A 245-nucleotide genomic window follows, 5' to 3' on the forward strand; every position below is an offset into this window, starting at 1 on the left:
GCGAATGTAATAAATGCCAATCTGAGCAGCGGCGGTACCTTGACCATTGCCGATGTGGATGCCGGCCAATCCAGTTTTATCGCCCAGCCTTCCGTGGCAGGCACCTACGGTACTTTTACCCTGGCCGCCAATGGGGTCTGGACGTACACGGCGAACAATGCACAAACAGCCATCCAGCAATTAGGGGCTGGCCAAACATTAACGGATAGCTTTACTGCGACTTCAGCCGATGGCAGTGCCAGTCA

General features: G+C 54.7%; 1 protein-coding gene. It reads left to right on the forward strand.

Annotated elements, in window-relative coordinates; genetic code table 11:
- A partial coding sequence (locus ACN4Z1_RS16045; RefSeq protein WP_419423066.1) for a VCBS domain-containing protein occupies window positions 1-245 on the forward strand: 245 nt, incomplete at both ends.

It is taken from the genome of Legionella sp. ST3F1 (assembly GCF_048553315.1).
Classification (GTDB): domain Bacteria; phylum Pseudomonadota; class Gammaproteobacteria; order Legionellales; family Legionellaceae; genus Tatlockia; species Tatlockia donaldsonii.